At 73.8% G+C, this 17487-nt stretch carries 18 protein-coding genes; 8 read left to right on the top strand and 10 right to left on the bottom strand.

Features of this window, described 5'->3' with window-relative positions:
- Positions 1-138: 138 nt before the first annotated feature.
- Positions 139-1044, bottom strand: coding sequence for a GNAT family N-acetyltransferase (locus ACFY15_RS27045; protein WP_390826187.1), 906 nt, complete (start codon positions 1042-1044; stop codon positions 139-141).
- A 186-nt stretch (positions 1045-1230) separates the two neighbouring features.
- On the bottom strand, positions 1231-2139 hold the full coding sequence (locus tag ACFY15_RS27040) for a peptidoglycan-binding protein (protein ID WP_390826259.1): 909 nt from the start codon (positions 2137-2139) through the stop codon (positions 1231-1233).
- Positions 2140-2285: 146 nt separating this feature from the next.
- Here ACFY15_RS27040 and ACFY15_RS27035 point away from each other — a divergent pair, with 146 nt between their 5' ends.
- Genes ACFY15_RS27035 through ACFY15_RS27025 form a run of 3 tightly spaced genes read left to right on the top strand, consistent with a single transcriptional unit; the run spans position 2286 to position 4542 of the window.
- Positions 2286-2576 (top strand): hypothetical protein, encoded by a 291-nt coding sequence (locus tag ACFY15_RS27035; protein ID WP_390689777.1) that lies wholly within the window; start codon positions 2286-2288, stop codon positions 2574-2576.
- 55 nt (positions 2577-2631) lie between these two features.
- Positions 2632-4131, top strand: coding sequence for a cryptochrome/photolyase family protein (locus ACFY15_RS27030; RefSeq protein ID WP_390826186.1), 1500 nt, complete (start codon positions 2632-2634; stop codon positions 4129-4131).
- Between the two features lie 57 nt (positions 4132-4188).
- Entirely contained in the window at positions 4189-4542 is a 354-nt protein-coding gene (locus tag ACFY15_RS27025) for a UBP-type zinc finger domain-containing protein (RefSeq protein WP_390826185.1), read from the top strand.
- Positions 4543-4577: 35 nt separating this feature from the next.
- Here ACFY15_RS27025 and ACFY15_RS27020 read toward each other — a convergent pair whose 3' ends face one another.
- The 4 genes from ACFY15_RS27020 to ACFY15_RS27005 form a co-directional block, all read right to left on the bottom strand.
- Positions 4578-5831 (bottom strand): NAD(P)/FAD-dependent oxidoreductase, encoded by a 1254-nt coding sequence (locus tag ACFY15_RS27020; RefSeq protein WP_390826184.1) that lies wholly within the window; start codon positions 5829-5831, stop codon positions 4578-4580.
- Between the two features lie 1211 nt (positions 5832-7042).
- A complete protein-coding gene (locus ACFY15_RS27015) occupies positions 7043-7741 on the bottom strand; it encodes a sigma-70 family RNA polymerase sigma factor (protein WP_390826183.1) in 699 nt (232 codons plus the stop codon).
- A 145-nt stretch (positions 7742-7886) separates the two neighbouring features.
- Positions 7887-8723: a hypothetical protein gene (locus tag ACFY15_RS27010; RefSeq protein ID WP_390826182.1), complete on the bottom strand. Its 837-nt coding sequence runs from the start codon at positions 8721-8723 to the stop codon at positions 7887-7889.
- Positions 8724-8975: 252 nt separating this feature from the next.
- Positions 8976-10178 (bottom strand): epoxide hydrolase family protein, encoded by a 1203-nt coding sequence (locus ACFY15_RS27005; RefSeq protein ID WP_390826181.1) that lies wholly within the window; start codon positions 10176-10178, stop codon positions 8976-8978.
- An 86-nt stretch (positions 10179-10264) separates the two neighbouring features.
- Here ACFY15_RS27005 and ACFY15_RS27000 point away from each other — a divergent pair, with 86 nt between their 5' ends.
- Complete coding sequence (locus ACFY15_RS27000; protein ID WP_390826180.1) at positions 10265-10765, top strand: GNAT family N-acetyltransferase; 501 nt, start codon at positions 10265-10267, stop codon at positions 10763-10765.
- Positions 10766-10769: 4 nt separating this feature from the next.
- On the opposite strand, the gene ACFY15_RS26995 is transcribed toward ACFY15_RS27000, so the two are convergent.
- Complete coding sequence (locus ACFY15_RS26995) at positions 10770-10964, bottom strand: hypothetical protein (RefSeq protein ID WP_390826179.1); 195 nt, start codon at positions 10962-10964, stop codon at positions 10770-10772.
- A 131-nt stretch (positions 10965-11095) separates the two neighbouring features.
- The gene (locus tag ACFY15_RS26990) at positions 11096-11836 is read right to left on the bottom strand and encodes a class I SAM-dependent methyltransferase (protein WP_390826178.1); all 741 of its coding nucleotides are present in this window, start codon (positions 11834-11836) and stop codon (positions 11096-11098) included.
- Positions 11837-12269: 433 nt separating this feature from the next.
- Between ACFY15_RS26990 and ACFY15_RS26985 the strand changes: the two genes are divergently transcribed.
- Positions 12270-12878 (top strand): GPP34 family phosphoprotein, encoded by a 609-nt coding sequence (locus tag ACFY15_RS26985; RefSeq protein ID WP_390689764.1) that lies wholly within the window; start codon positions 12270-12272, stop codon positions 12876-12878.
- Between the two features lie 206 nt (positions 12879-13084).
- Here ACFY15_RS26985 and ACFY15_RS26980 read toward each other — a convergent pair whose 3' ends face one another.
- The gene (locus ACFY15_RS26980; protein WP_390689763.1) at positions 13085-13492 is read right to left on the bottom strand and encodes a PPOX class F420-dependent oxidoreductase; all 408 of its coding nucleotides are present in this window, start codon (positions 13490-13492) and stop codon (positions 13085-13087) included.
- Positions 13493-13890: 398 nt separating this feature from the next.
- Here ACFY15_RS26980 and ACFY15_RS26975 point away from each other — a divergent pair, with 398 nt between their 5' ends.
- The 3 genes from ACFY15_RS26975 (at position 13891) to ACFY15_RS26965 (ending at position 16447) form a co-directional block, all read left to right on the top strand.
- The gene (locus ACFY15_RS26975) at positions 13891-14442 is read left to right on the top strand and encodes a YceI family protein (RefSeq protein ID WP_390826177.1); all 552 of its coding nucleotides are present in this window, start codon (positions 13891-13893) and stop codon (positions 14440-14442) included.
- A 366-nt stretch (positions 14443-14808) separates the two neighbouring features.
- Positions 14809-16146 (top strand): ferric reductase-like transmembrane domain-containing protein, encoded by a 1338-nt coding sequence (locus tag ACFY15_RS26970; protein ID WP_390826176.1) that lies wholly within the window; start codon positions 14809-14811, stop codon positions 16144-16146.
- A gap of 16 nt (positions 16147-16162) precedes the next feature.
- A complete protein-coding gene (locus ACFY15_RS26965; RefSeq protein ID WP_390689760.1) occupies positions 16163-16447 on the top strand; it encodes a hypothetical protein in 285 nt (94 codons plus the stop codon).
- An 84-nt stretch (positions 16448-16531) separates the two neighbouring features.
- On the opposite strand, the gene ACFY15_RS26960 is transcribed toward ACFY15_RS26965, so the two are convergent.
- Positions 16532-17452, bottom strand: a complete 921-nt coding sequence (locus ACFY15_RS26960; RefSeq protein WP_390826258.1) for a DUF5829 family protein — start codon at positions 17450-17452, stop codon at positions 16532-16534.
- Positions 17453-17487: the final 35 nt, after the last annotated feature.

Genomic DNA, 17487 nt, shown 5'->3' with positions numbered 1-17487 from the left:
GTAGACCGTCGTGATCGGGGTGCTCCGGCACACCGGTGCGGTCCGTGCCGCGGGCCTCCGCCGACACGGCGGGGGCCCGCGGCCCGAGGCCGCAGGGAGACGAGCGGGGCGTGGACTCCGTCCTCTTGAGGCCGGCCGTCACCCCGCCGGCAGATCCTTCCGGAACACCGTGGAGGCGTACCGGACTTCCATCCCCACGCTCAGGTACAGGTCGAGGGCGCCCGTCTCCGAGTGCGTGCCGAGGGTGCACGCCTGCCGTCCCTGCCGGTGAAAGCTGCGGAACACGGTGCGGAGCAGGAGGCGGGCGATGCCCCGGTTGCGGTGGTCGCGACGGACCGCGACCTGCTCGATGTAGCCCTCGCCGGTGTCGGGGAGGTCCAGCGAGAGTGCGACGCCGACCAGCCGGCCGTCGGCGAACGCCAGCGCCGACATCGCGGGGGCGAAGGCGGGGCGTTCGACGGTGTGCCGGGCCCACTCCCGGTAGCTCTTGCGCCGCTCCTGCCATTCGTCGAAGGCGTCTTCGACCACTCGGTGCGCGTCGTGCTCGTCACCGGGTTCGAACGGCCGGACCGTGATGCCCGCGGGAGGCTCGGGCACGGTCGGCTCCTGCGGCATCGGGAACTCCAGCAGCCATTCCGTCACCATCGGCTCGTATCCGCGCGAGCGCAGCAGCGCGACGGCGTCCCCGTCGTCGTCCGGGACGGTCTGGACGATGCGCGTGTTCCCCGACTGCCGGCCGCGGGCCTCGGCCCAGTCCAGGAGGGCGCCTCCCAGGCCGCGGCCGCGGTGCTCGGGGTGGACGTCCACCGCCGAGCGCCGGTTCACCCAGGCACGGGCCGCCAGTCGCCCCGCCCGGTCGTGGATCAGCAGGGTGTCCAGCTCCGGGTCCAGGCCCGGTCTGGCCAGGTCGGCGGCGACCAGGCCCGGATCGGTGTGCACCCGTCCGTGAAGGTCCTGTTCGCAGGCCGTGACCAGACGATGGATGGCGCCGAGGTCCTCGGCAGTGGCCGGGCGCGCCCGGTATCCCGGCGGCAACCCCGGCATGATATCCCACAACGGTGGACACCCCTTCCCTGGCGGCAGTACCGGAGCGGTCGGCCACCCGCGCTCGGCCGCCGACCGCCAGGAAGCGGCGTCGCGCACACCTCCATGGTCAAGTCGACTGTAACGCGGATGGCTTCGGGAAGTCCGGTGAGTTCCTGCCCGTCCGCCGGCGGCCGGCCGTGGAGGTCAGCCGTGCAGGCGCGGCTGCTGGCAGCCCATGACCGCGAGCCGGACCGGTGGCTCGGCGATCCCGGTGGCGGCCATGCCGTGCGCCGTCTGGAAGGCGCGCAGGACGTCCTCGGTGTCGGTGGTGAAGGAGCCCGTCGCGGCGGTGGGATGCCCGGCATGGGTGAGCAGCGCCTGCAGCGCGGTCACCGCGTCGCCCCGGTCGCCGGCCCGTACGGTGACGACGAGCCGGGGCCAGGTCCTGGGCCCCACCCGGCCGTCCGGGTCCAGCCCGCGGGCGCTCTGGAAGCCCTGTACCGCGGTGACGGTCGCCTCGTCGACGGTGCCGGTGACCGCCACGTGGTGGCCGTGGGCGTTGAGCAGGTGCTGCACGGTCCGTGCCTCCCACAGCACGTCTCCCAGCCGGACCACCGGCCACGACGGGCCGGCGGAGGGCGGTGCGGCAGGGGCGGACGCGGGGGAGGGGGCGGCGGGGGAGAGCGGGGCCGGCCCGCCCGGGAGGGGGCGTAACCAGGCGCCGGCCCACACGGCCGCCGCCAGCAGCACCAGATGCCCGGGCATCCGTACCGCGAGGGGAACCCTCACCCGACGGCGCGCGCGGACGGCGTCCTCCCCGGCGCCGGCCCCGCCGGGCCCCGGCTCCCCGGCGGCTCCGCGCGCGCGGGGCGCGCGCCGCGCGGCGTGGACGGCCTCGGCCAGGGCCAGGGCCTTCTCCAGGCGGGCGGGATCCGCCCGCAGCTCCGCGTGGAGAACCCGGACGACCGGGGGCGGCGCCGCCATGGGGCGCCGGGGATCGAGGTAGCGGGACATCGTCGCCTGGTCGACACCGGCCCGCCGCGACAGCGCGGCCCTGTACAAGTCGCCGGCCGGCAACGTCCACGCCCGCGAGCGCAGCCACTGGGACGTCACGTACCTCAACGGCAAGGCCTGACCCGGACCCGGGCGGCCGGCCCGCTGCTTCCCCGAGACCGGGCCGGCCGCCCCGCCTCCCGTCGTATCCCGCTCCCCAGCCGCGCCTCCGGGCAGACGGCGGGGCCGGTCACTAGCCTGGGCCCATGACTCCCGAGTCCCACCCCGCCCCGGACCGGTACACCGTCGTGCTCCGCCCGGGCCCGCCCGGCGTCCAGGACGCCAAGGGCCACGACGCGGTCCTGCGCACCGCCCAGGTCGTGGCCACCGGCGCCACCGGTGTCTCCGGCTACCCGTGTTACGCGGGGGAGGGGGTCCAGGCCGAGATCGATCCCGAGAGCCGGGCCGTCGAGGCCGTCACCGTGGACGGCGAGGAGCTCCCGTACGGCTGGATCGCCCAGCTCACCGACGACGACCCCGGCCGCCGACGGCGCTGACCCGGAACGGGACTGCGTACGGGTGCGCCGACGTCGGGCCGAGCGAGGAGATCCCATGGCCGACTGGCACTGGCTGTTCGGGGACCAGCTCGGTCCCCACTTCCTGGCTCCCGGCGAGCGGGGACCCGCGCCGGACGCCCCCGTCGTGATGGTCGAGGCCCGTTCGGTCTTGCGCCGCCGCCGGTTCCACCGGGCCAAGGCACATCTGGTGCTCTCCGCCATGCGCCACCGCGCCGCCGAACTCGGCGACCGCGTCCGCTACGTGCGCGCCGAGACCTACGCGGAGGGTCTGCGCGAGGTCGTCGGCGAGGCTCCGGTGACCGTCCACCACCCGACGTCCCGGGCCGCGCACGGCCTGGTCGACTCGATGCCGGGGGTGCGCGTGCTGCCCGCGCGCGGGTTCCTGGTGCCGCAGCCGGCCTTCCGGTCCTGGGCCGGCGGGCGCGAGCGGCTCCGGCACGAGGACTTCTACCGCTGGACGCGCCGCGAACTCGGCCTCCTCATGGACGGCGACGAGCCGGCCGGCGGACGGTGGAACCACGACCGGGACAACCGCGAGCCACCGCCGAAGGGCCCGCGCACCCTCGGTGTCCCCGCCCCGTACCGCCCGCGCGAGAGCGACATCGACGAGGAGGTGCGGGCGGACCTCGACCGGTGGGAGCGGGACGACGGAATCCGCTTCGTCGGCCGCGACGGGCCGCGCGCCTTTCCCGCCTCGCGCCGTGAGGCGCTGGCCGCGCTGCGCCGCTTCGTCGAGCACCGCCTGGCCGGCTTCGGTCCGTACGAGGACGCCGTGCTCGCGGGCGACCCGGTGATGAGTCACAGTCTGCTGTCCTCCTCCCTCAACCTGGGACTGCTCGACCCGGCGGAAGTGGTCGCCGCCGCCGAGGACGCGTGGCGCGCGGGCCGGGTGCCCGTGCACAGCGCGGAGGGCTTCGTGCGGCAGGTCGCCGGCTGGCGCGAGTACGTGTGGCACACCTACTGGTACTTCGGCGAGGACTACCGCCACCGCAACGCCCTGCGGCACCGCGCCCCCCTGCCGGACTGGTTCCTGGAACTCGACGCCGACGCCGTCGCCGCGCGCTGCCTCTCCACGGTGCTCGCGCAGGTCCGCGACACGGGATGGACCCACCACATCCCCCGGCTGATGCTCCTGGGCAGCCATGCGCTCCAGCGGGGCTGGGACCCCCGTGCCGTCACCGACTGGTTCCACCGGTGCTTCGTCGACGGCTACGACTGGGTGATGCTCCCCAACGTGATCGGCATGTCCCAGTACGCCGACGGCGGCCTGATGACCACAAAGCCCTACACCAGCGCGGGAGCCTACATCCACCGCATGAGCGACCTGTGCGACGGCTGCGCCTACCGCCCCGCCGACCGCACGGGCGACCGGGCCTGCCCCTTCACCACCGGCTACTGGTCCTTCGTGCACCGCCACCGCTCCAGGCTGGCCGCCAATCCGCGCACCGCCCGGGCCGTGCAGGGGCTGGACCGGCTCGGCGACCTCGACGACGTGCTCCGCACCTGCCGCGAGCAGGGCGGGACCCCGCCCTGACGCCGGGGACGGCGGCGGGGCGCGGCGGCAGCGGCCTCTCCGCGGAAGGAGTCCCGGATGTCCCGTGACGACAGTGGCGCCGACGGCCGGAGGAGGCCGCCGTCCCCGTGGTCGGTGGCGCCCGACGGAGGCCGTCCCGAGGGGCGCGCGTGCTCCCACCTGGAGAACCTGCCGGACCGGCCGGACGAGCCCTCCGGGGTGTGCGCGTCGTGCCGCGCCCGCGGATGGACCTGGATCCGGCTGAGGTGGTGCGCCACCTGCGGGCACGTCGGATGCTGCGACAGCTCCCGGGGCCGCCACGCGTACGCCCACCATGCCCGGACCGGACACCCGGTGGTCCTTTCCCTGGCCCCCGACGAGTCCTGGGCCTGGTGCTACGTCGACGAGGTCTTCCTCGTACGGGAGCCGTAGCGGGGCGGGCTCCGCCTTCGCGGGCCGGCGCGCAGTCAGGGTTCCCGGGTGGCTCCGAGGTCGGCGAGCACCTCGCGGGCCGCCCTCGCCCCGGAGGCGAGCGCCCCCTGGAGCGAGCCCGTCGCGCGGTGGTCCCCGCAGACGTAGCGGCCCGGGGCGAGGCGGGTGGTGCGGGTGAGCGGCAGCGGCGGGGGCATGGCGGGAAGGGCGCCCCGCACCGTGACCCGGTGCACCGGCTCCCAGGTCCCGGTGTCCGTCCCGTACGCCTCGGCGAGGGCGGAGACCACGGCGGCCTCCTCCGCCGGGCCCGGGGCGCCGAGTACGGAGGTCGACACCAGGGCCCTGCCGTCGGCGGAGAATCCGGGCTGGACCTCGGTGAGGACGCAGGAGTTGAGGAACCTGCGGCGTGCGTCGACGAGCAGGGTGGGTTCGGGCAGGGGGGAGCGTTCGGCCGCGTGGTAGAGGGTCGTGACGGTCCGTCCGGGGGACGGCCTGAGGCCCGGCAGGAGGCGTGCCGCGGCGCCCGTTCCGGTGGCGACGACCACGGCCCGGGCCCGCAGTTCCGCGTCGTCGAGGAGGACGCCGCCGGGCGTCAGCCCGGAAACCGGCGACGAGGTGCGCAGCGCGCCCGGGGGCAGGCCCGCGGCGAGCTGCGCCGGCACGGCGCCGATGCCGTCCCGGGGCAGGCAGAGCGTGCCGCGCAGCATGCTGCGCCAGACCAGGTGGAAGAAGCGGGCGGAGGTCTCCAGGGAGTCCTCCAGGAAGACGCCCGACAGGAAGGGCCGGAAGAACGTCTCGACGAACTCCTCGGAGAACCCCGCGTCGGCCAGGGCCGTCCGCGTGGTGACGTCGGACCGGGCCCGCACCCGGGAAGCAGGCGCGAGCAGGTCGCGGGCCGAGAGGACGCCGAGGGCGAGCAGGTCGCGCGGCCCGACCCGCCCGCCGGTGAGGAGGCCGACCCCGTCGCGCGGGCGCCGGGTGGGATCGCCGAGCCGCAGCCGCCCGGCGTCGGTGTGCACCAGCACCCCGGGGGTGAAGGGCCTCAGGCGCAGGGCCCGCAGGTCGAGACGGCGCTTGACCTGCGGGTAGCCGGTGTTGAACACCTGGAAGCCGCGGTCGGTGGTGAACCCCGCGACCCGGTCGGTGCGGATGCGGCCGCCCACCGTGTCCTCGGACTCCAGCAGCCGCACGCGCAGGCCGGCCGTGTCGAGGTCCGCGGCGCAGGCCAGTCCGGCGGCTCCCGCTCCGATGACCACGGCGTCGTACCGGTCGCCCTGCGCTTCGGCCATGCCCGCCTCACACTCCTCACGCCTCTGCCGCGGCCAGGCTACGCGTGTCCGCCTCGGGTCGGCGGAGGGCGCGCGGCCCCGGTCCGGTCGGGCGGAGGCGACAGCGTCACCCGTTCGAGCAATAGTTGCAATCCGTTACAGTTGATTACTCTGGGTTATGTAGGTGGTTGTTGCAGTGAGAGGTGTCGTTCCGTCGGGTCTCACGAGGGCCTCACGACCCGGCTGAGCCGCGCCTCTCCCGTCGAATCCCACCGAGATCCGGAGCCGGCGGCGAACACCGCCCCGGGCTCCACTCCATGGCGACTGCGAGGCAGAAATGGGAACGACGTGATCAGACGAACAGCCTGGCGGGCGGCGCTGGCGCTGAGCTGCGCCGGCGCGCTGCTGGTGCCCGGCGCACCCGCCCTCGCCCAAGGCGGCGAGGGAAAGTTGACGGTCGATGTGTTCAGGGAGTTCGCCGCGGCGGGCACCCTCGACCCTCGGATCCAGACCGCCTTGGCCGGGGCGACCATTCGCGTCACGAGCGAACAGTCCGGGCAGACACAGACCTTCCCGGTCGGTCCCAACGGGACCGTCACCATCGACTTCACCGCCTGGAGGCGCAGCGGGGGGAAGTACAAGGTCGAGCTGATCGGCTGGCCGGACAAGCGCGACCCGGCCACCGGCACCGGGTTCCTCCAGCCCGCGTTCGCGGGCACGGGGCTCTCCTCCCACCTCAACTTCGTGGACCTGGAGGACGGTCAGGACGTCACGCCCAACCTGGCGGTGTGGAACCCCGACGACTACTGCCAGGACAACCCCACCCTGGCCACGGCCTGTATGCAGGCGGCGACCAAGCCGGGCGAGAAGACGCTGGTCACCTTCCCGTACAACTCCCGTGGTGACACCCAGGGCAGCAACACGAATCCCAGGCCGATCGCCACGGTCCAGAACAATCGACGCCGACGGCCGCCTCCGCCGCTTCTCGGCCCACCTCGGCCGCGGCACCGACTGGCTGGTGGCGACCTTGTCCGCGTGACACCCGGCCCAGGGCGTCTGTCTCGTTCCGGCGTACGAAACGTGGCCGACCGCGCCGAGTACCTGGCCCGGGCCACCGAGTCCTGCCGCCCCGGATCTCCGGGGCGGCAGGACTCGGACGCGGGCGGGACGGCCGAAGGGGGAGGGGCCGGCCTTCCGGCTGTGGCCGGCCCCTCCCGTGCGTCACCGGCCGGTCAGACCAAGGAGGGGGCGAGCGCGGGCGGAGGAGCCGTCGGAGAGCCGCTCCGCGCGTCGTCCAGGGGCGGCTGCCGCGGCAGGATCTCGGGCGGTTCGGTGTCCGTCAGCAGGGCGATCAGTGCGGTGCGGGCGCGGGCCACGCGGGAGCGGACCGTGCCGACGGGGCAGCCGAGGGCGACGGCGGCGTCGGCGTACGGGAGGCCGAGGAGCTGGGTGAGGACGAAGGCCTCGCGGCGCTCGGCCGGGATCGCGGCCAGGAGCTCCGCCAGGGCGACACCGTCGTCGAAGCCGGGAAGGCCGTACGGCTGGCTCTGTTCGGCGGCGGTCTGCCAGTCGTAGCGGTCCGACAGCCGCGGGCGGGCGGCGGCGCGGCGGACGCTGTCGACGACGGTGCGCCGGGCGATGGACAGGAGCCAGGTGCGGGCGGAGGAACGGCCTTCGAACCGGGGGAGCGCGGCGAGCGCGCGCAGGAACACGTCCTGGGTGAGGTCGTCGGCAGCCTGGCGGTCCGCGCTGAGGTACGCCACGTAACGCCAGACGTCGCGGTGCAGGGCGCGGACGAACCGGTCCGCCTTCGCGGGGTCGCCGTCGCGCGCGGCGAGGGCCAGGCGGGTCACCTCCGCGTCGGAATCCGGGGTGTGCCGGGCCGGCCTTTCGCCGGCGGGACGGGGCTGGGTGTGCAGGGCAGGAGTCATCGCCACAGGTCCTTAGGGGCAAGGTGTCCGGCTCCGCGCGCGGCGGGGCCGGGGAAGGGGGTACGGCCAGCCGGAGGGCATGGCCGATGCCCGAGGGGCGACGGGCGCCAGAAGGGCCGTCAGCGCACGCTCGGGGAACCGGCTGTCACAGGACAGCGGTTCCCGTCGGCGGACCCCGTGAGGTGAGGGTGTGGACGAGGAACAGCTGCGGGAGCGCGCGCTCGCGCCGTACGCGGCGCACGCGGATGCGCGGCGCGACGGGAGCCGGGGCGAGAGCGAGGAGGAGTCGCAGCGGCGTCCAGAGCCGGCCGGCGACGGCGCGCAGGAGGCGGAAGGCGCCGCGCTCGCCGTGGGCCAGCCACAGTCCGCACAGCAGCGCGGCCAGCAAGTGGGCCGCGAGCATCCCCGTCGGCGACATGCCTGCCATGTCGTGACCGCCCGGCGGCATGAGGGTGCCGGTGGCGGCGGACGTGGCGTCGGCCATGCCCGCCATGTCGTTCATTCCAGGCATGACGGGCACATCGCCCATGCTGTGATGGGCGTGTGCGGCGACGTCCTGGGCGACGGTGCCCGGAGGCGGCCGGGACGCGGAACTGCCGAACCCCGCCTCGCCCACCACCGTGAGGGCGTCCCGGGCGGACGGCGCCGCCCCCGTGCCGCCTCCGCACATCAGGTACGCGGCCCATTGGCGGGCGAACGACGTGCCGGACGGCAGCGAGGGGCGCAGGACCGACTGGGCCAGGGAGAAGCCCGAGTGGAGCACGGCCTGGACGGTGACCGTCGCCGCGGTCACGGTGAGCGGCCCGCGTTCACGGCCCGCGAGGCACCAGGCCGCGGCCGCGGTGCCGGCCGACGCGGCGGACATGGCCCACCAGGGCACGGCCATGCCGGACATGAGCACGTGGCCGACGGCCGCGAGCAGCACGCAGACGGCTGCGAACATCGCAGCCCGTACGGCTCGGAGACAGGGGCCTGGTGTCATGGCGGGTTCATCCTCGCACCGGCCTTGCGGGCCGCGCAGGGGGGTGCGCGGTTCCCGACGGGTTCTCGACTGGACCTGTGGCGCGCCGTGTCGGCCGTGGCGTCCGGCATCCGGGAAGCGCTCACGAGGGCTCCGCGGGGGCGTGTGGGCGTCGCGGGCGGCGCGCTCGGTGTCTTCGCGCCGCGCACCGCCCGGTCCCGTACGCCCGTCTCGGCCTGAGCCGTCCCACCGCACGCCGAGACGGTCGCGTTCTCACTCAGGCGACGGAACGGCCCGGCCGACCCCGGGGTGTTCCCGGAAGAAGGCCCTGATGTCCCCTACGAGCAGGTCCGGCACCTCCATGGCCGGGAAGTGACCGCCCCTGTCATAGGAGGTCCAGCGCACGATGCGGTCGGTGCGCGCGGCGACGTGCCGGAGCGGGATGAAGTTGTCCAGCGGGAAGTCGGCGAGCGCCGTCGGTGTGTCCGAGACCTCGGGCGGCTGCCCGTGGTGGTCGGCGTGCGCGCGCTCGTAGTAGATGCGGGCGGCCGACCCGGCGGTGCCGGTCAGCCAGTACAGCATCACGTTGGTCAGCATCTGGTCCCGGTCGATCGGGCACCGCGGGTCGCTCCACTCGGCGAACTTCTCCCCGACCCAGGCGAGCAGCCCGACCGGTGAGTCGTTCAGCGCGTAGGCGAGGGTCTGCGGGCGGGTCGCCTGGATGTCGGCGTAGCCCTGCCGTTCCCGCGTCCAGATGCGGTACCGCTCCCAGGAGGCCAGCGTCCGCTCGCGCTCGTCGGGCCCCAGCGCGGCCAGGTCCGCCGGTGCCGGCTCGGCCGTGGCACCGCCGCCGGGCAGCAGGTTCAGGTGGACCCCGGCCACGTTCCCGGGCCGGATCCGGCCCAGCTCCCGGGAGACGGCCGCGCCCCAGTCCCCGCCCTGCACCCCGTACGTGTCGTACCCGAGCCGCTCCATCAGGACGCCGAAGGCCCGGGCCACCCGCTTGAACTCCCAGCCGGGCTCGGTGGTGGGCCCGGACGGCCCGAAGCCGGGGATGCTGGGCAGCACCAGGTGGAAGGCGTCGGCCGGGTCCCCGCCGTGCGCGCGGGGGTCGGTCAGCGGCCCGGCGACCTTCTGGAACTCCACGAAGGAACCCGGCCAGCCGTGCGTCATCAGCAGGGGCATGGCGTGCGGTTCGGGGGAGCGCAGGTGCGCGAAGTGGATCCGGGCCCCGTCGATCCGGGTCGTGTACTGGGGCCATGCGCTCAGCCGTGCTTCGGCGGCCCGCCAGTCGTAGTCCTCGGCCCAGTACCGCACGAGTTCCCGCATCTCGCCGAGCGGCATACCGTAGGCCCGCCCCACACCATCGAGCCCGTCCGGCCAGCGCACCCGCCGCAGCCGGCCCGCGAGGTCGTCGAGCTCCTCCTGCGGCACCTCGAACCGGAAGGGTTCCATCCCTGTGCCAAGATCGTCCATGCGCCCACGATGCCACGGGGCCGTCCGCGGGGAAGCGTACGGGCCGGGCCCCGGCTCCGTGGCAGGTGCCGTGCGAGGCTCGCGGCATGACTGGTCAACACGAGATCGCCGTCGTCCGCTGGCCGGGTGAGTCTCCTTCCGCCCAGGACGGGCCGGAGGGTCTGCTGGCGGCCTACCACCTGCGGACCCAGGCCGAGAAGGGCGAGGCCGTCGCCGGTGTGGAGGGCCTGCCGGACCGTTACCGGGCGGAGATCGAGGCGCCGCAGTCCGTGTTCGTCGACGACGCCGTGCTGCTGGCGTTGAGCGGGGACACCGCGGCGGGCTGCCTGGTGGTGACCGCGGCCGTCGACGGACGCTCCGAGGTCAAGAGGCTCTGGACGGATCCGGCATTCCGGGGAAAGGGCGTCGCGTCCAGCCTGGTCGGCGCCGCGCTCGCGCACGCCGCGGAATGTGGTGTCAGCACGGTGCGGCTGTCGGTGTGGAAGTGGAGGACGGGCGCGATCGCCCTGTACGAGCGGCTCGGATTCACCCCGACCGAGTCGTGGGACGAGCGGGACCAGCTGGTCTGCATGGAGCGCGCCGTGTGAGCCGTCACGCTCGCTCAGGGGCGGCCGCGACGAGCGCGGGCGACCTGGCGACGGCATGGGCGGGCAGTCCCGGCACGGAGCAGGCCGCCACGCGGTCCTCGAACACCCAGGCGTCGACCGCGTCGGGTTCCACGGTCAGGGCATGGCCGTAGGGGGCGCTGACCAGGAGCCGAGCAGGCGTACGCGGGGTGCGGGCCATGCGGTGGACGTGACATCGGCCGTGTGCCCGTCGGGCCCTCCAGGGGGCGACCCGCGTGCTGTCGCCCCCTGGAGGCCACCGGGTTCCTCACCCGCCCGGCCGGGGACCCTTCCGCTTCCCCGGGCGAGCGGTCAGGCGGTGCAGCGGATCATGGTGAGCGGCGGGTTCGCGTCATGGTCCGCCCAGAACTCCGCGCCGAAATCGGCGAATCCGGCCTCCGAGACGTGTAGTGGAACCCACTCGACGGCGGTGAAGCCGGCCGCCGTCAGCGTCTGCTCGTAGGTCTCCTTGGACGGCACGGTGGCCTCGAACGAGACCGGCGGGTCGAGGAGGGCGGTGAGCCGGATGCCCGCGCCGATCTCGTTGTCCTTGCCCGTGGACTCGCACAGGAACCCGTACTTCGCGAGCGACGGGCCGTCGAAGTCGAAGGAGGGGCTCTGGACGAGCAGGAAGAACGATCCGCCGGCGACGAGGCTGCGCCGGATGTTGCGCATCATCCGCTCGATCTCGGCGACGTCGTTCGCGTAGTTGAACGCCTGCACGGCGATGGCGACGTCGAACGGCTCGTCGAACTCGCGCAGGGTGGCCGTGTCGGCGACCTCGTACGCGACGCCCAGTGGCTCGGCCCGTTCGAGGGCCTCGGCGGCGTCGACCATGGCGCCGGAGATGTCGAAGCCGAAGACGCGTGACGCGCCGCGGCGCTTGAGCTCACGGCTGTAGAAGCCGGTGCCGCAGGCGATGTCGAGCACGGATTTTCCGGTGACGTCGCCGACCAGGGCGAGGAAGCCCGGTACCTCGGCGTAGCGAATGACGGGCAGGGTCTTGAAGCCTTCGAAAGCCTCACCGATGCCGTCGTACAACTGACCACTCATCGTGGTGGTTCCCCCTCGATTTGTGGCGTCGGCTCTCAGGACGAGCCGCGGCCCTCGGTGGAGAGTCTCGTGTGTCGTCCACATGACTTCGAACTGGTGGAAACCACGAAACTCGCCCAGGTTTCGGTGAGATGGATCCAACAGGCGTCATGACGCGGCCTCAGGTCAGCCGCCCGGCCTCCTCCACGGGCCCTCCGCGGGAAGGGCCGAGAGGCCGACCCGGGAACGATCGAAGGGAGGCCGTCGGGCGGTACGGCCACCCGCTCGCCGGGGACCGCGGCGAGCCCCGCGTCGAAGCCGGGGCGTGCATGCGCATCGGGGCGGCAGCGGCCGGGCGGGTGCAACACACCGGCGGAGCCGCCGAACGCCGTGCTCCTCGCCCCGGGCGACCGGTTGTGCCTACCATCGTCGGTGTCTGCGAGGGGAGCCGTACATGAGTACCGCGAAGGACCTGTTCGTCATCGCGACGGACCCGAAGGCGGAGCGGCCCGTGGGGCAGGGCGATCTCTCGCTCGCCCTCGCGGGAGCGGAGCTGATCGATCTGATCGAGGCGGAGGCCGTCACCCTGGACGGCGACCGCATCGTGCCGGTCGGGACCGCGGCTCCCACTGACCCCCTTCTGGCCGAGGCGGCGTCGGCCCTCACCCGTCGGACACCCTACGAACGGGTCGAGGACTGGCTGTGGCGGCGGGGCCGGGACCTCGCCACCACCTACCTGACCTCCCTGGAGGAGGAAGGGCAGCTCATCCGCACGCGCGGCGGCCGCTCGCCGTTCGGGGCCGACCACGTGGAACCGGCCGACACCCCCGACCGCCGGCGCGCCCTCGACCGGCGCGAACGCAACGAACCCGTGCTCGCCGTCCTCGCCGCGGCCGTGGGCCTCGACGATCCGCAGCCCGGAACCGAACCCGAGGCCGCCCCCGGGGACGAAGCGGTCACCACGGTCCTGGCCGTCGTCCACGACGCGGTGATGGAACTGGAGGCCGTCCGGCAGAGGCGGTCCATCGAGAAGGCGGCCTTCGCCAACATCTGGCGTGCCTGACCCGCCCGGCACCGCCGGTACCGACGAGGGACCGCGCTCCACGAGCTCGGCACCGGTGATCAGCTCCGGCACGGTACGGGCGTCGGAACAGACGCGGCGACGGGAGCGGCGGGCGGCACGAGACCCACACGCGCCGCAGGCCGTCCGGCCCGATGCGGTCGGACGGCCGCGCGCGGACACGGTGGGCCAGGGCCGGGTGGCGGACCTCAGAGAGAGCCGACGACCTTGCGCGGGGTGATGCGGACGACCACGCGCGTGTCGTCGTCCGCGGACGCGGGGTTGAAATCGGCGTAGTCCTTGCCGGTGTACTTCCGCGAGAGCTGGTCGATCAGCTCCTGGCCGCCCTCGGTCGAGAGCTTTGCCGTGCCGCGGATCTCGGCATAGGTGTACGGGGCGTTGTGCGGGTTGATCAGCACGGTCACGCGCGGGTCGCGGCGCAGGTTCTTCTCCTTGCGGCGCCCGACGGTGGTGGAGACGAGCAGGTCGTCGCCGTCGCGGGCGAGCCAGGTGACGGACACCTGGGGGCTGCCGTCGGGCTGGATCGTGGCGACGGAGGCGAAGACCGGGGTGTCGTCGACGATCTTCTTCAGGTCCTCGGAGAGCGCAGCCGTCACGGTCGGTTCCTTTCCTGGGAGGCGCCGCTCTCGGGGTGAGCGACGAGAACAGCTTGCGAAGACCGCCGGACTCCAGGCAAACCGTGAACCGCCGCCCGCGCCCTGCCCGCAATGGCCGCGGGGTGCCGGATTCCGCTGGGGGCGGCCGGAGGGGGACCCTCGGCGACCGTGCGAAGGCCACGGGCCGGTTCACCCGATCGGTCCGACGCCGGCCGTGGGCCGAGAGCGGGGCCGGCAGCGGCGAGACGGCGGCGAGGCGGCGCTCCGGGGTCACCGGTCAGGGTGCAATCCACGGCGCCCAGGCGCGTTCGGCGGGGCCCGGGATCGCCGGTTCTCTAGCGTGATCCGGGAACGATGCCGGCAGGCCGCTGCCGGTATCACGGTCCTACGGAGGAACCTTGACCGTCTCCCTCGTCGAGCTCACCGGCGACTACGTACTCGACCCCGCCCACACCCGGATCGGGTTCGTCGCCCGCCATGCCATGGTGACCAAGGTCCGCGGTGCCTTCCACCAGTTCGAAGGCACCGCCCACCTGGACGGCGCCGACCCCGCAATGTCCACCGGCCAGGTGGTCATCCGGACCGAGAGCATCGACACCGGTGTGGAACAGCGCGATCAGCACCTGCGCACCAACGACTTCCTCGACGCCCCCAACTTCCCCGACATCACCTTCCGCACCAGCAAGATCGAGCCGAAGTCCGACACCGACTACCGGGTCACCGGCGACCTCACGATCAAGGACACCACCAAGCCGGTCACCATCGACTTCGAGTACACCGGCAATGCCGTCGACCCCTACGGCAACCTGCGCGTCGGCCTCGAAGGCTCGGTGACCATCTCCCGCAAGGATTTCGGCATCACCTGGAACGCGGCCCTGGAAGGCGGCGGCGTCCTGGTCGGCGACAAGATCGTCCTGGAGTTCGACATCTCCGCGATCAAGCAGGGCTAGCAGCACCACCAGAAGGGATCGCCCGGCGCGGCCCTCGAGGTCCGGCCCGCCGTCGGCAGGCGGAGCGGGCGGCGAAAGTGCAAAGAGTTCGCCAAGTCGACCTCGCGGGGCGTGATAGGAGGCCCGTTCCCGCACGCCTGTCCTGCATGGATGCACAGCGGAATGCGCGAGGGCGGCGCGTGAGTGAGATCGCCGGAGCGTGCCGTAATTCCGTAGAACTGGACATTCTGCCCGAATTCCTGTGCGTGACGGAAGTCATTCCGCAGAGATCGTCATTGCCCGGCGCGAGCAGATTTGCACATAGTTGCCACTGCTATTGCCTCCCTCGGTCCTGCGGGCACCGCTCCGCGGCCGGGGCGAGAAGTCATGCCGATCACACAGTGGAAGGGACGTGCGCCGATGGAGACCGCGCCCCAGCGGCTGCGCGCCGGTCTGGTCGCCGGAGCGGCCCTCGTCGTCCTGTTGTGGGCCGCCCGGCTGCAGCCGTCCGCCCGCCCCGATGACCTCATCGGGGCCGGCGCGCACCTCGCCGGCCTCCTGGCCGGCTACGGCATCCTGGTCATGCTCTTCCTGATGGCACGCGTCCCCGCGGTCGAGCACGGCATCGGCGCCGACCGCCTCGCCCGCTGGCACGCCTTCGGCGGGCGGTGGGTGCTGCTCCTCTGCGGAACCCACGGGCTCCTCGCCCTCCTCGTGTACGCCCTGCGCGGCGGGACCGACCTGCTCACGGCCAACGGGGACCTCCTCCGGTACCCGGCCGTGGCCGCCGCCTACGCCGGAGCCGCCCTGCTGGCCTGCGTGGGCCTGGTCTCCGCCAGGGCCGTACGCCGCCGGATCCCGCACGAGGCCTGGCGCGGCATCCACCTGCTCACCTATGTCGCCGCCGCCCTCGGCTTCGTCCACCAGCTCGCCGGCCCCGACGTCGGCGTCACGTCCCTCACCACCTGGTTCTGGGCCCTGCTGCACACCGTCGTCGGCGTCCTGCTCGTCTGGTACCGGGGGTTCGTCCCGGTCCGCCAGGCACTGCGGCACGGGCTGCGCGTCGCCACCGTCAAGCGCGAAGGCCCCGACGTGGTCTCCGTGACCATCCAGGGCGGCCGGCTCCGCGAGCTCCAGGCCGAGCCGGGCCAGTTCTTCCGCTGGCGCTTCATGCGGCGCGGCCTGTGGCACACCGCCCTGCCGTTCTCCCTCTCGGCACCCGCCCGTGACGACCGCCTCCGCATCACCGTGAAGGCGCTCGGCGCACATTCCCGGCGGGTCCGAAGGCTGCGCCCCGGTACCCGGGTGCTGGCGACCGGACCGTTCGGCGCGCTCACCCGGCGGCGGCGCACCCGCCCGAAGGTCCTGCTGATCGCCGGGGGCATCGGGATCACGCCCATGCGCGCGCTGTTCGAGGCGCTGCCCGCCGGCCCCGGCGACCTCACCCTGCTCTACCGGGCGGGCGACGCCGGCCAGCTGGTCCTGCGGGACGAGCTGGAGGCCATAGCGGCCGAGCGCCGGGCCGCCCTGCACTACCTGGTGGGACGTTCCGACGACGCCTACGACCCGCTCGCACCGCAGGCACTGCGCTCGCTCGTGCCCGACCTGTCCGACCACGACGTCTATCTCTGCGGGCCGCCCGGAATGGCCGATGCCACGACGGCGGCGCTGATCCGGGCCGGCGTGCCCTCCGGGCGGATCCATTCCGAGTGCTTCACCTACTGAGGACCCTGATCCTGCGATGAACCAGCCGACGCACCATCCGGTGGGACCGTGGACGGGACAGCCGGCCGATCCGTACCCCACCGCTCGGGAACCCGTCCCCGGGCGCGCCGCGACCCTGCCCGCCGGGGCGCCCCCGAAGGGCCGCCGGACGGGCGCCCGGCACCGCCGGCGCTCGCGCTCGGGCCGGCTCGCCGTCGGCCTCGCCCTGGTGAGCGTGCTGGCCGCCACGGGCATCACGCTGACCGTTCAGCCGGCCGCACCGGCCCCGGGCGGACGGCCGCACACGGCGTCCGCACGCTGACCGCCCGGGCCCGGGCCGCTCGCCGGCCGTGTCACGGCAGCGGGGTCCGGCGGTGAGCGCCGGAGCCGGGCATGGGGCCGTGCCCTACCGGGCGGCGTCGAAGGTCCACACGGCACGGTCGCCCGGGCCGACGACCAGGGTCGAGCGGCCGATGCGCTCCTCGTGGCGGTGCGGTACCGGGCGGTTGAGGGACATCTCGACCTGACGCAGCCCGGCCAGCTCGCGCGGGACGGTCTCCAGGCGGATGGTCGTTCCGCCGCCCTGAGCCACCGCTCCGCCGCCCGCGGGCAGTTCCCGCACGGTGAAGCCGCCGGCCCTGAGCAGCGGCAGGGTGCCGGCCAGGTCGTGCGCCGTGATTCCGAGGCGGATCGCGGTCACGTCCCGCATCAGGTGCTCGCGGTAGCCGTCGGACAGGTACCGCTCGCGGCCGACGTCACCCGGGTACGAAGCCGGCTCGGTCTTGCCGCGCGGGTCGGCGAAGTACTCCGGCAGGTACTCCATGCCCCATGCGCCGAACCCGTCGTACTGGCCGGTGGTGAAGACGGCGTCGAACCACGGCACGGGAACCCCGTCGCCGAAGTCGCGGGTCTGGCGGAAGGTGACCGGGTTCGGCACGCCCTGGTCGCGCAGGCGTCCGATGACCGTGGTGAGGTCGCCCGACCGCTCGGCCGACAGCCCCATCCCGCCGGCGCCGAGGGTGCCGTCCGGCCCGGGCACGTCGCCGACACCGAACAGCTCCAGGTACGTCTCGCGCCCCATCAGGTACCGGCCGGTCCAGGTCTCGCCGCCCGAGCCCGTGGTGGTGCGGACCTGGAACTCGGCGAAGTCCCTCAAGTACGCGGAGTGCTCGATGGCATCGGCGGTCTCCCGGTCGAGCACACCGTAGGCGTGGTTGTAGAACAGCAGTTGACGGCCCGTCGGCGGACCGTCCTTCTCCCGGGCCGACGCGGCGCCCGCGGCGCCTCCGGCCATCCCGGCCAGCGTCACGGCGAGGACCAGCAGCATGTTCACCATACGACGAAGAGGCATGAGGGGGATCG

This window comes from Streptomyces sp. NPDC001373, from assembly GCF_042895815.1.
Lineage (GTDB): Bacteria > Actinomycetota > Actinomycetes > Streptomycetales > Streptomycetaceae > Streptomyces.
This window is presented reverse-complemented; position numbering and strand designations above follow the sequence as displayed.

What these genes read in the sequence shown, in the direction of transcription:
- ACFY15_RS27025 (WP_390826185.1), top strand. Translation starts at nt 4,189, where the DNA reads ATGTCCCGTGACGACAGTGGCGCCGACGGCCGGAGGAGGCCGCCGTCC.
- ACFY15_RS27010 (WP_390826182.1), bottom strand. Translation starts at nt 8,723, where the DNA reads ATGACACCAGGCCCCTGTCTCCGAGCCGTACGGGCTGCGATGTTCGCA.
- ACFY15_RS26995 (WP_390826179.1), bottom strand. Translation starts at nt 10,964, where the DNA reads ATGGCCCGCACCCCGCGTACGCCTGCTCGGCTCCTGGTCAGCGCCCCC.
- ACFY15_RS26990 (WP_390826178.1), bottom strand. Translation starts at nt 11,836, where the DNA reads ATGAGTGGTCAGTTGTACGACGGCATCGGTGAGGCTTTCGAAGGCTTC.
- ACFY15_RS26965 (WP_390689760.1), top strand. Translation starts at nt 16,163, where the DNA reads ATGAACCAGCCGACGCACCATCCGGTGGGACCGTGGACGGGACAGCCG.
- ACFY15_RS27015 (WP_390826183.1), bottom strand. Translation starts at nt 7,741, where the DNA reads ATGACTCCTGCCCTGCACACCCAGCCCCGTCCCGCCGGCGAAAGGCCG.
- ACFY15_RS27005 (WP_390826181.1), bottom strand. Translation starts at nt 10,178, where the DNA reads ATGGACGATCTTGGCACAGGGATGGAACCCTTCCGGTTCGAGGTGCCG.
- ACFY15_RS27045 (WP_390826187.1), bottom strand. Translation starts at nt 1,044, where the DNA reads ATGCCGGGGTTGCCGCCGGGATACCGGGCGCGCCCGGCCACTGCCGAG.
- ACFY15_RS26970 (WP_390826176.1), top strand. Translation starts at nt 14,809, where the DNA reads ATGCCGATCACACAGTGGAAGGGACGTGCGCCGATGGAGACCGCGCCC.
- ACFY15_RS26960 (WP_390826258.1), bottom strand. Translation starts at nt 17,452, where the DNA reads ATGCTGCTGGTCCTCGCCGTGACGCTGGCCGGGATGGCCGGAGGCGCC.
- ACFY15_RS26985 (WP_390689764.1), top strand. Translation starts at nt 12,270, where the DNA reads ATGAGTACCGCGAAGGACCTGTTCGTCATCGCGACGGACCCGAAGGCG.
- ACFY15_RS27035 (WP_390689777.1), top strand. Translation starts at nt 2,286, where the DNA reads ATGACTCCCGAGTCCCACCCCGCCCCGGACCGGTACACCGTCGTGCTC.
- ACFY15_RS27030 (WP_390826186.1), top strand. Translation starts at nt 2,632, where the DNA reads ATGGCCGACTGGCACTGGCTGTTCGGGGACCAGCTCGGTCCCCACTTC.
- ACFY15_RS27000 (WP_390826180.1), top strand. Translation starts at nt 10,265, where the DNA reads ATGACTGGTCAACACGAGATCGCCGTCGTCCGCTGGCCGGGTGAGTCT.
- ACFY15_RS27020 (WP_390826184.1), bottom strand. Translation starts at nt 5,831, where the DNA reads ATGGCCGAAGCGCAGGGCGACCGGTACGACGCCGTGGTCATCGGAGCG.